The sequence below is a fragment of the Kitasatospora sp. NPDC057512 genome (assembly GCF_042802135.1).
GTDB lineage: Bacteria > Actinomycetota > Actinomycetes > Streptomycetales > Streptomycetaceae > Kitasatospora.
Genome location: NZ_JBHVET010000386.1, coordinates 1 through 7,790 on the forward strand (window position 1 = coordinate 1; position 7,790 = coordinate 7,790).

The window sequence follows — 7,790 nt, forward strand, 5'->3', positions numbered from 1 at the left end:
CTCCCGTGCGGTCCGAACCGCCCGGGAGGCCCCCGCGGAGCACTCCGGCGAGGGCGCACCGCCCGTCGGAGTGTCGGAACGTCAGGGCGTCAGGTAGCCGTGCGAGAACCCGGCGGCCACCGCCGCCGCCCGGTCGTTGACGCCGAGCTTGGCGTACAGGTGCAGGAGGTGGGTCTTGACCGTCGCCTCGCTGATGAAGAGCTTCCGCGCGGCCTCGCGGTTCGTCGTCCCCTGGGCGACCAGTTCGAGGATCTCCAGCTCGCGCGCCGACAGCGGCGCGGGCGCCGGCCGTCGCACCTGGCCCATGAGCCGGGTCGCGATCGAGGGGGAGAGCACCGCCTGCCCCTGCGCGGCGGCCTCCACCGCGCGGAACAGCTCCTCCCGCGGCGCGTCCTTCAGCAGGTAGCCGGTGGCGCCGGCCTCGATGGCGGGCACCACGTCGCTGTCCGTGTCGTACGTGGTGAGCACCAGCACCCGCGAGGGCACTCCACGCCTGGTCAGCTCCTTGATGGCGGTGACCCCGTCGGTCCTCGGCATCCGCAGGTCCATCAGGACCACGTCGGGCCGCAGCTCCTCCGCGGCGGCGATGGCCTCCGCGCCGTCACCGGCCTCGCCGAGCACCTCGAAGCGGGGGTCGGCCCGGAACATGCCCCGCAGCCCGTCCCGCACCACCGGATGATCGTCGACGATCAACAGGGTGATCACTGCGCACCTCCCGCGGGGATGGCGGGGACGGCCGCCGAGATCGCCGTCCCGCCCCCCGGTTCCGACTCGATGACCAGCCGCCCGGCGAGGCGCTGCACCCGCTGGCGCATGCCGAGGAGCCCGAACCCGCCGCTCGTGGACCCGTTGACCCGCTTGGCGCCCGGATCGAAGCCCACGCCGTCGTCCCGCACGTCGAGGGTGACCAGGTCCTCCATGTACGACAGGGTCAGGCCGACCCGGCCGGCCCGCGCGTGCTTGGCCACGTTGGCCAGCGCCTCCTGCGCGGTGCGCAGCAGCGTCACCTCGACCTCGGTGTGCATCGGCCGGGCGTCACCGGTGGTGGTCAGCACCGCGTCGATGTGGTTGATCTCCGACCAGCGCCGGGCCACGTCGCCGATCGCGTCCGGGAGCCGGGCCTCGGCGAGCACCGCCGGCTCCACCGCGTGGACCGTCCGGCGGGCCTCGACGAGGCTCTCGCGGGCCAGGTTCGTCGCGTTCGCCAGGTGCTGGCGCAGCGTCGGGGGCTCGTCCAGGGTCTGCTCGGCGGCCTGGAGCTGGGTCAGTATGCCGGCCAGCCCCTGGGCGAGGGTGTCGTGGATCTCCCGCGCCATCCGCTGGCGTTCGTCCAGCACGCCCGCCTCGCGGGCCTGGACCATCAGCCGGGCGTGGAGGGCGGCGTTCTCCGCCAGCGCGGCCTCCAGCTTGGCGTTGGCCTCGTGCAGTTCGACGAGGGCCTGCTTCTGCTTGTCGTTGCGGTGGTCGGCCATCTCGACGAAGTAGAACAGCGCCCCGGCCAGCACCGCGGAGATCAGGCCGACGGCCAGCCACGCCCACCACATGTGGGCGGCGTTGATGCCGGCCACGCCCCCCATGAACGCCGCCGCCGAGATCATCGCGGTGACGGCGGCGCCGACGTACCGCCGGCGACCCCGCAGGTACTTGAACGCCTGGGGGTAGCCGACGAAGGTGAAGAGCCCGTACCAGGGCGCGACGCCCACCAGGGCGGCGGCCAGCAGCATCAGCCCGGCGTAGTACACGCCCATCAGCCGGCGGTTCTGCCGCCGTTCCGGGCGCAGCGTACGGAAGCAGAGCATCCAGAGCGCGGCGGCGGCGGAGAGCCCGAGCACCAGCGTGAAGTGCATCGGCACCCGCCAGACCAGCTGCAGCAGCGTGATCACGGTGCTGATCGCCAGGAGGACGTACGGGAGCGCCTTGAAGGCCGCGGTCTCCGTACGCTCCCAGTGATCGAACTCCGCGCGCAGCTCGGCCTCGATGCTCAACCCACTACTCCCAGCGGAAGTATCGCGCGGCCAGTCCGCCGGCCACGATCGTCCACCCCAGCATGGCGGCGAGGTGGATCAGCTGCGGCCAGTGCCCGGCGGTGGTGTCCTGCAATGATTGCACGCCGGCGCCGAGCGGAGTCAAGTCGCTGATGGTCAGCAGGACATCGTTCATCTTGGCGCGCGGCAGCCACAGGCCGGCGAAGAACACCAGCGGGAAGAAGACCAGCGAACCCATCGCGCTGGCACTGCGGCCGGTCGGCGCGAGCGCGGCGACGAGCAGGCCGACCGCGAACATCGCCAGCGCCACCAGCAGGTAGCTGAGCAGGTAGGCCGGGAGCTTGCGCGGCAGGTCGACGTCGAACGCCAGCTTGCCGATGGTCAGCATGACCAGCATCGTCACCACGGACAGCACGGTGGCCATCAGCAGCTGCGCGCCGAGCATCACGCCCGGCTTGACCGGGGTGGTCCGCATGCGCCGCAGCACACCCTTCTCCCGGTACGAGGCGAACAGTTGGGACAGGCCGCTGAGCGCGAACAGGGCGATGCCCATCGAGACGACGATCGGCAGGTACAGGGTGATCGGCCGCACGTTGCCGAGCTCCGGGCTGTTCGCCCGCATCGAGGGGATCAGGCCGAGCACGACGAGCAGGATCGGGGCGAACGCGAGCGCGAAGAACACGACGATCGGCTCGCGGAGGAACAGCTTGGTCTCGGTGGCGGTGAGCCGCAGCAGGGGGGACACGGTGGGACTCCTCAGGATTCGACGGGGCGGCCGGTGAGCGCGACGAACGCGTCCTCCAGCGAGTTCTGCTCGACCCGCAGGTCGAGTGCGGTGATCCGCTGGCCGGCGAGCAGGGTGGTCACCGCGAGCAGCAGGTCCCCCGTACCGGTCACCACGATCTGCGGGCCGGCCCACTCGACGGAGGTGACCTCGGGCAGCGCGGCCAGCCTGGCCTCGTCCAGCGGCCCGGACGGCCGGAACCGGATCCGCTGCCCCTTGTCGACCCTCGACACCAGGCCGCCCGGGGTGTCGATCGCGATGACCCGCCCGGTGTCGATCACGGCGAGCCGGTCGCAGAGCCGCTCCGCCTCCTCCATGAAGTGCGTGACCAGCAGGATCGTCACGCCCCGGTCGCGGATGCGCTCGATCAGGCCCCACACGTCGCGGCGGGCCTGCGGGTCGAGGCCGGTGGTGAGCTCGTCGAGCACCGCCACCTTCGGGGTGCCGAGCAGCGCGAGCGCGATCGACAGCCGCTGCTTCTGCCCGCCGGACAGCCGCCGGAACTGGGTGCCGAGCTTGCCGGTGAGGTTCAGGATCTCGGCCAGCTCGCGCCAGTCGGCCGGCTGGCGGTAGAAGGAGCTGTACAGCTCCAGCGCCTCGCCGACCTTGAGCTTGTCGGGCAGCTCGCTCTCCTGCAGCTGCGCGCCGAGCAGCTGCCGCAGCTCGCCGGTGTCGCGCTGCGGGTCGATGCCGCAGACGCTGATGGTGCCGCCGTCCGGGGTGCGCAGCCCCTCGATGCACTCGACGGTCGTGGTCTTGCCGGCCCCGTTGGGCCCCAGGATGCCGAAGATCTCGCCCTGCTCGACGGCGAAGCTGACCCCGTTCAGCACGGAGTTGTCGCCGTAGCGCTTGACGAGGCTGTCCACCTCGATGATTGCCATGGCATCAGCCTGGCAGTCGGCCCCGGTCCGCCGGATCGACTGGACGGCCAGACCTGGGGCGGGAGGCGGTGGATGCCCGGCATCAACCGATCGGTTGATGGCTGCCCGGCGGGCCTGCGGCGGGCCTGCGGCGGGGCTCCGGTGGATGCCCGGCGGGGCGGCGGGGCCCGGCCGCCGGATCCTCCAGGGTGTCACGCGGGCCGGTCCGGTGGAACCCCCGTGAACCGTCTTCCTGTTGCCGTCGGGGGGAGTCAGCCCTCGCCGTTCCACGACCGCCACAGCGCCGCGTAGGAGCCGCCGGCGGCGACCAGTTCGTCGTGGGTGCCCAGCTCGACGATGCGGCCGGACTCCATGACGGCGACGCGGTCCGCGTCGTGGGCGGTCTGCAGCCGGTGCGCGATGGAGACGACCGTCCGGTCCGAGCGCACGGCGGCCATCGCCCGCTCGGCCTGCCGCGCCGTGGTCGGGTCCAGCAGGGACGTCGCCTCGTCGAGGATCAGGGTGTGGGGGTCGGCCAGGTGGACCCGGGCGAGGGTGAGCTGCTGGGCCTGCGCCGCGTCGAGTTCGACGCCGCCGGCCCCGAGCGCGCAGTCCAGCCGGCCCGGGAGGTCGCGCACCCAGCCGGCCTCGACCAGGGCGAGCGCGGCGAGGATCTCCTCGTCGCCGGCGTCCGGGGCCGCCATGGTCAGGTTGTCCCGGAGGGTGCCCAGGAACACGTGGTGCTGCTGGGTGATGAGGACGATGCGGTCGCCCAGGCCGCCCGCCGCCGCCAGGTCGGAGACCGGCACGCCGCCGACCCGGACGTGGCCCGCGTCCGGAGCGTCGACGCCGGACAGCAGCCTGCCGAGGGTGGACTTCCCGGCGCCGGACGGGCCGACGACCGCGAGCCGCTCGCCCGGGCGGACCACCAGGTCGATGCCCTTGAGCACGTCCGGCGAGCCCGGGTAGGCGTACCGGACGCCGCGGACCTCGATCCGGTCGTCGGACGGCCGCCGGTCGAGCACCGGTGGGTCCTCCGACACCAGGCCGACGCCCTTGATGCGGGCGAACGAGGCGCCGCTGCGCTGTAGTTGCTCCATCCAGTTGAGGGCGCGGTCGAGCGGGTCGACCAGCTGCCACATGTACAGGCTGCCGGCCACCACCGTGCCCAGGCCCACCGCGCCGTCGAGGTAGCCGAGGCCGCCGACCAGCAGGACGAGCGCCGTGGGCAGCGCGTGGGCGAACTCGGTGACGGGGAACAGCACGGTGCGCAGGAACAGGGTGCGCACGCCGGCCCGGTAGGCGGTGTCGATCGCCCGGTCCACGGCGAGGTCCTGGCGGGGGCCGAGCCCGAACGCCTCGACGGTGCGGGCGCCGTGGGCGGTCGCGTTGAGCGCCTCGACGACGGCGCCGGAGGCGGCGCCCTCGGCGAGGTAGGCGTCCCGGGCCCGGCGCAGGTACCAGCGGCCCACCGCCCAGACGACCGGCAGGCTCACCAGCGCGCACAGCCCGATCAGCGGGTCGAGCAGGAACGCGGCGCCGAGGACGAACAGCACCTGGACCGCGGCGATGAAGACGTCCGGGGCCGCGTCACGCAGGGTGGCGGCCACCGTGCCCACGTCGAGGGAGGAGCGGGTCACCAGGTCGCCGGTGCCCACCCGCTCCGCGTACCGGCCGGGCAGCGCCAGCGTCCGGTCGACGACCTCCTCCCGCAGCCGGGCCAGGGCGCGCTCCCCGAACCGGTGCGAGAAGTAGCGCGCGAAGCGGGTCAGCAGCAGCTGGGCGAGGGCGAAGCCGAGCACCGCCGCCGCCAGCCCGTCGACCTGTCCGACCGTCAGCTCGCCCCGCTCGACCCGGGTGACGATGCGGCCGAGGAACCACGGCCCGGCGACCCCGGCCAGGGCGGCGAGGCAGGTGAGGAGGAGGACCCCGCACATCGCCCGGCCGTCCTCGGCGAGCAGGCGCCGGACGGCCCGCCGTACGGTCGCCCGGTCGGCGACGGGGAGCCGGTGGGGGTCGTCGTCGTGGCTCATCGGGCTGCTCCTTCCCGGGGCTCTGCGGTGGCGTCGGGGTTCGCGTCGGCGTCGGGGTCGCCGCGGAGGACCAGCGCCGCGTAGGCGGGCTCGGCGGCGAGCAGTTCGCCGTGGGTGCCCGCGGCGCGGACCCTGCCGTCCACGAGGTGGCAGACCCGGTCGGCCCGGCCGAGGACCAGCGGGGAGGTGCCGACGACCAGGGTGGTGCGGCCGGCGCGGAAGGCGCCGAGCCGGGCGGCGACGGCGGCCTCGGTGAGCGCGTCCAGGGCCGAGGTGGGCTCGACGAGCAGCAGCACCTCGGGGTCGGCGAGCAGGGCCCGGGCCAGCCGCAGCCGCTGGAGCTGGCCGCCGGAGACGTTGCGGCCGCGGTCCTGGAGCGGTGCGTCCAGGCCGCCGGGCAGGAGGCCGACGAGGTCCTCGGCCGCCGCCGCGTGCAGCGCGCGCCCGATCTCCGCCGCCGTGCGCCCGCCGTGGACCGCCACCGCGGAGCCCAGGGTGCCGCCGAACACGTAGGACTCGTTGTCGGACACCAGGACGTGCCGGCGCAGCGCGGCCGTCTCCCACGCGGACACGTCGACGCCGCCCCAGGTGGCGCCGGACGGGGTGTAGCCGGCCAGCCGGTCCACCACCGCGCGGGCCTCGTCGGCCCGTGCGGCGACCAGGGCCGTGACCTGCCCGGGGCGCAGCACCAGGCCCGACTCCGGGTCGTGCAGCTCCGCCGGACCGACGGGCGGCGCCGTGCGGGTGCGCTCGCCGGAGGACTCGGGCCGCAGCGCCAGGATGTCGACGACGCGGCGGGCGGCGACGAGGCCGCGCGGGAGGTCGTCGGCGCCCTCGACGAAGAACGAGACGGGTGCCAGGAGGGCGGCCACGTACCCGTAGACGGCGACCAGTTCGCCGACCGTGATGTCGCCGGCCGCCGCCATCCGCGCGCCGAGCCAGGTCACCACGGCCAGGAAGACGACGGGCAGGCAGGCGCCCACCGCCTGGACCCAGCTGGTGAGCGAGGCCACCCGGTAGCCGAGCGGCACCAGCTCCCGGGAGCGCTGCCGGTAGCGCCCGGCGAACATCGGCTTGCCGCCGATGCCGTTCAGCACCCCGAGCCCGGCCACCAGGTCGCCGGCCAGGGCGGTCAGCGCCCCCTGCTCCTCGCGGTAGCGGCCCTCGGCGCCGTGCAGCCTCCCCATCAGCGGACCGATGACCACGGCCAGCAGCGGGACGCCGAGCAGGATCACCGCGGCCAGGACGGGGGAGATCCCGACCAGCAGGACGGCGGCGGCGAGGTACGCGAGCACCGCGCCGACGCCGGGCCCGGTGATGGTCAGCGTCCGGGCGATCCGGCCGGCGTCACCGGCCTGCAGGTGCGTCAGCTCGCCGGCCGACACCTGGCGCGGCAGCGTCGTCCCCAGCCGGTTCACGTGGCGGGTGACGGCCTGGACGGTCCGGTAGGCGGCGTCGGCCCGGATGAACGTCATCGTGCGGTGCCGCAGCATGCCGAGGACCGCGATGAGCGCGCCGACCGCGAGGACCACCGCCACCCAGCCGACCAGCGCCCCGGTGTCCCGCGCGCGCAGCCCGTCGTCGATCGTCCGCGACATCAGGTACGGCGGCAGCATCAGCGCGCACATCCACAGGCTTCCCCAGGTCGCGCCGAGCAGCACCCGTCCGCGCTGCATCGACACGAGCCACCAGAGGTACCGCAGCGGGCTCCGGTGGTCGGGCGTCCCCGGGTCGGTGTACGGGACCCGGCGGGCACCCGTGGGCAGGTCCGGTCCGTTGGTCATCGCGCTCCGTCCTTGGGCAGGTCCGCCGGGGCCCGGGACGACGACGTCCTGGCAGCGCTGCTTCGCCGGACTCCGGCGGAGAGACGGCCGGGCCCGGATGCGAACTGCCGCACACCGACGGCGGGGTGGCGCCCGGGAGTGGTCACGGCGCCGCCCGCGTGCCGGCGCCGCCGGAGCGTTCGGCCGCCGAGGTGCCGGGATGCCACCGTACTCGAAGAAGTCCGCACGTGAACGGGCCGAGGAGGATTGTCCGGAAATCGGATTGCCCGAGCAGCCTCAACGGACGGGGATGTGACGGACGGTCGGACGCCGGCGTGCGGGCGCCCCGGTGCGGGACGGTGGTC

At 74.3% G+C, this 7,790-nt stretch carries 6 protein-coding genes; all 6 read right to left on the reverse strand.

What is annotated here, in order from left to right:
- Positions 1 to 81 precede the first annotated feature (81 nt).
- Complete coding sequence (locus ACFU6K_RS23600) at positions 82 to 705, reverse strand: response regulator (RefSeq protein WP_380666070.1); 624 nt, start codon at positions 703 to 705, stop codon at positions 82 to 84.
- Positions 702 to 1,985, reverse strand: coding sequence for a sensor histidine kinase (locus ACFU6K_RS23605; RefSeq protein WP_380666072.1), 1,284 nt, complete (start codon positions 1,983 to 1,985; stop codon positions 702 to 704). The genes ACFU6K_RS23600 and ACFU6K_RS23605 overlap by 4 nt, the downstream gene beginning before the upstream one ends.
- Positions 1,986 to 1,989: 4 nt before the next feature.
- Positions 1,990 to 2,730, reverse strand: coding sequence for an ABC transporter permease (locus ACFU6K_RS23610; protein WP_049652927.1), 741 nt, complete (start codon positions 2,728 to 2,730; stop codon positions 1,990 to 1,992).
- An 11-nt stretch (positions 2,731 to 2,741) separates the two neighbouring features.
- Positions 2,742 to 3,650, reverse strand: coding sequence for an ABC transporter ATP-binding protein (locus tag ACFU6K_RS23615; RefSeq protein ID WP_380666074.1), 909 nt, complete (start codon positions 3,648 to 3,650; stop codon positions 2,742 to 2,744).
- A 251-nt stretch (positions 3,651 to 3,901) separates the two neighbouring features.
- Positions 3,902 to 5,662, reverse strand: a complete 1,761-nt coding sequence (locus ACFU6K_RS23620) for an ABC transporter ATP-binding protein (protein WP_380666076.1) — start codon at positions 5,660 to 5,662, stop codon at positions 3,902 to 3,904.
- Positions 5,659 to 7,446, reverse strand: a complete 1,788-nt coding sequence (locus ACFU6K_RS23625) for an ABC transporter transmembrane domain-containing protein (RefSeq protein WP_380666078.1) — start codon at positions 7,444 to 7,446, stop codon at positions 5,659 to 5,661. The genes ACFU6K_RS23620 and ACFU6K_RS23625 overlap by 4 nt, the downstream gene beginning before the upstream one ends.
- Positions 7,447 to 7,790: the final 344 nt, after the last annotated feature.

Bases quoted from the DNA above. Each gene is read 5' to 3' on its own strand.
- ACFU6K_RS23615 (WP_380666074.1), bottom strand. From the start codon at position 3,650: ATGGCAATCATCGAGGTGGACAGCCTCGTCAAGCGCTACGGCGACAAC.
- ACFU6K_RS23620 (WP_380666076.1), bottom strand. From the start codon at position 5,662: ATGAGCCACGACGACGACCCCCACCGGCTCCCCGTCGCCGACCGGGCG.
- ACFU6K_RS23625 (WP_380666078.1), bottom strand. From the start codon at position 7,446: ATGACCAACGGACCGGACCTGCCCACGGGTGCCCGCCGGGTCCCGTAC.